This is a genomic window from Sneathiella sp., from assembly GCF_041689005.1.
Lineage (GTDB): Bacteria > Pseudomonadota > Alphaproteobacteria > Sneathiellales > Sneathiellaceae > Sneathiella.
On sequence record NZ_JBDNHC010000126.1, the window covers coordinates 1 to 3,367 of the forward strand.

The 3,367-nt window shown below is 53.2% G+C and carries 2 protein-coding genes and 1 pseudogene; 1 reads left to right on the top strand and 2 read right to left on the bottom strand.

Features of this window, described 5'->3' with window-relative positions; all coding sequences use genetic code 11:
- Positions 1–168, top strand: a 168-nt coding sequence (locus ACESNI_RS14415; RefSeq protein WP_373088114.1) for a transposase domain-containing protein, incomplete at its 5' end; no start/stop codon positions are given.
- Positions 169–199: 31 nt separating this feature from the next.
- Here the strand turns inward: ACESNI_RS14415 and ACESNI_RS14420 are convergent.
- Positions 200–585, bottom strand: a pseudogene (locus tag ACESNI_RS14420) (transposase); the annotation flags it as partial.
- A gap of 226 nt (positions 586–811) precedes the next feature.
- Positions 812–3,205 (bottom strand): hypothetical protein, encoded by a 2,394-nt coding sequence (locus tag ACESNI_RS14425; protein WP_373088111.1) that lies wholly within the window; start codon positions 3,203–3,205, stop codon positions 812–814.
- Between the last annotated feature and the right edge of the window lie 162 nt (positions 3,206–3,367).

The window sequence follows — 3,367 nt, forward strand, 5'->3', positions numbered from 1 at the left end:
GGCTCCGAGGGCGGAGGACATGCCGCTGCCATCGCCTACACCCTGATCGAGACAGCCAAGCTCAATGACGTGGATCCACAAGCCTGGCTCACGCACGTCCTGTCCAAGATCGCTGACCACAAGATCAACCGCATCGACGAACTTCTGCCCTGGAGCTGCAAAGCCTGATCAGGTCAAGGGCGTCAACGCCGGACGCTTACGATGCAAGATATCTCATTCGATATCCTCCCCATCCCCGATCACGCTTTTTTTAAGCACGCGATTTTCCAGAGTGAGGTCGGCAACGACTTCTTTCAGATCACGCATTTCGCGCTTGAGGACCGTCACTTCGCCGGATGTAGCCTGACGCTCCGTGTCGCCCGACAGCCGCTTTTTGCCAGCTTCCATGTAGTTCTTCGACCAGGTGTAATACTGGCCCTGCGCGATGCCCTCGCGTCGGCAGAGTTCTGCAATGGAATACTCTCCGCGCAGTCCTTCGAGAACAATCCGGATCTTCTCTTCGGCTGAAAACTTCCGCCGCGTCTGTCGCTTGATCTCTTTGACGTGTCGTTCTGCCGATCCTTCGGCCTTTGATTTCTGCCTCATCGGCTTTCCTTCTAAGGAAATGATGAGCCACAAACCCTCACTTAGCAATTTAGCCGATCTGTCTCATGGGTGCTGACGGGGAATAGGGGCGCTCACCCAACCTGAAACTAGCAAGGTCAGGCGAGCTTTCCTGCGACGCCGCGCACCCAGCAAGTAAGGTTGCGGTGAATAAAACAAGCGCGCATCGGCTATACCAGTTGCGCCCGCTTCTCAAAACGACCCGCACTTACTGTAGTGGTGTGTAGGCGATGGTCTCTCCGCTGGTCTCAGCAGCGGCCATCCCGAGGCATATTCCTGTAGAATCAACTCCTACAAAGATATGTCCAATTCTGGTTCTGACATTCTGAAAAGACTGCGCCGGAATAGACGCAACGGTACCGTCATCCTCTGAATAATTGCTGGGCTGTCCATTACCGTCGATCCAGTAGATGTCCAGCATGTCGTTGGTTTGATTTTCGAACCGTACGTCGACGATCTCGCCCTCGTCAGTTGACGCCACTTGTCCGAAATATTCACAGCCGGGGCCTTCTACATTGTTTGATGCACCATTATTGCCGGATTGATCATCGTTATAGACATTGGTGTCTTCATATCCCGAATCCTCATCAGTATAGCTCCCTTGTTCAGAAGAGCCGGTCTGCGACGGCGCAGAGGCCTTTTGCGGGTTGGCACCGGGGACGACAAGGTCGGGGTCGAAATTAAATTCACCGGAGAAATTAATCCCGTTTCCAATACCCACACATTCGCCGTTGTCATCCGTCGCGATGTATAAATAATTCGGCGCGCCATATTCGGTTACGCCAGACGGCCCCGAGGCAATGGTGTGGACCGGTTCGTCTTGCGACGCATAATTGACCTCTTGTCCCTGCGTGTCGATCCAGTAAATATGGATGGTTTTGGATCCTTTATTGAATATCCTAATCTCTTCAGCGACGGCGCCGGGACTTTCGATGGATGAGACAGTTCCGCGATGACTGCAATTGCCATAGAGGAGCCTTGCACTCGCGGCCCAGCCCGCTTCCAACGCCGCATTTTCAGCGTTGACGCGGTCTTCAAACGCCTTTTGTTCTGCGGCCCGTTCTACGGCCCTCTCTGCGGCCACAGCAGCTGCTTGTGCTTCTGCTGCTACTCTCGCTTCCTGGGCAGCTTTTGCTGCCGCCTGAGCGCGGGCCGCTTGTTGCGCCGCCGTCAGGGGCTTGGGCTCTTCACCGCAACATGGCGCAGTATAAAAAACAGCCGCTGTGGCTGACTGAAAATTCCCGTCTGTATTGATGACATTGCCGCCCTTGCACGAATAAGCTTTCACGGGTTCTCTTAAGTTTAATAAAAGCAAAGATTTAAGACCAGAATTGCATTTAAAACTCATAATTTTGTTGCGATAAGGAATAGAAAAATCCTTAGGTATTGGACTGTTGTCATTCACACCGCAAAGCTGCTCATATTGGCCGCCAGCATTTGTGCCTGTATAAAATGTGACACAAGTTGGGTCGCCGGTTTCAACGAGGCTATTGCCGCCGCCGCCGGGCCAATCGCTGAACGAGCTTTGATCGGATTCCATAGAGCGCTTTGATCCGGTCATCATATCATCACCGCAATCATTGACTTTAATCACCTTGAACGGAGTCCCCCGTTCCAGGTAGATCTTGCCATCTTCGTCTTTAAGTGGTTCGGGCCCGCCGATAATGTGATATTCTGGCATATTATCGCAGCGAAACGGCCATTCATATCCGGCATATTGTCCGTATAGCTCAACGCTACCGGCATCCGACAAGAGTTTGCCAAGCTCGTCTTTGCCGAGATCCGTCAACACTTTTTTGGCGGCGGATTTGATGGCTTTCTTTGCGCCAGCTTTCAAAGCTTCTTTCGCGACCTGTTTAACAACGACTTTGCCTCCGGCCTTGGCCACGGCTGTGCCGCCGCCTGTCACTGCCGCCATGGCGACATCACCGACAAGTTCGGCAACAGGTTTAACGCAATCCCAGTTGGATACAGGGTCGATACCGTCGGGCTGGATAGCAATTTTCAGGGTAAACCAAACCGCGCCTGTATCCACCCGTCTGACGCCCTTTTCACCTTCACCTGCCGGGATTATACCGTGGTACAAACACCCCACTTGGTCGAGAGAATAGGTTAGGGGCCAAGCGGTTTTGTTAACGAAGTAAAACCCGGGGCTTTTGCCTTGTTTGGTATTGCTAACCTTGTCCCATTCGTCGGCCGAAAAAATTCGGTAAGACCCACTAAACGCATTGATTTGAAAGCTACCATATGACGTGGCGGGCGAGGCATGATAAGGGGTTATACTGGTGCTTTCACCATATTTCCCGATCGCTCCGCCCGTCGACCCGGTAATGTCGTCGATCAGGCACACACCCCGGCTTGAGGCAGTCCATGTTTTCCCCGGTGCAACGCTATAGCTGTCATCGCTACATAACCAAGACACGTATTCAACTTTGCCCGAAACGGTGTATTCTGTATTATTGGTCACGCGGGCATTGGGATAGTCGGCATGGGCGGTTTGAGCCAATCCGGCGCTCAAGGCTGTTACCGAGAGGACTGAAAGCCACTTCGCCGCGCTTTTGCGCACCTGTGACAGGCTCTCAATACATAATGGCGTTCCCATGATGTTCTCCTTGGCGCATGCTGAACCGCCCCGGTAACCCCGGAGGCAATTTGGTTGGGGTCATGCAGCGATAGCGGTTTCCTTCAGCGCTGCATAGTAGTTGGCCTCGGCTTCTGCCGGTGGGATGTGTCCGATGGGCCCCAGGAGTCTTCGGTTGTTGAA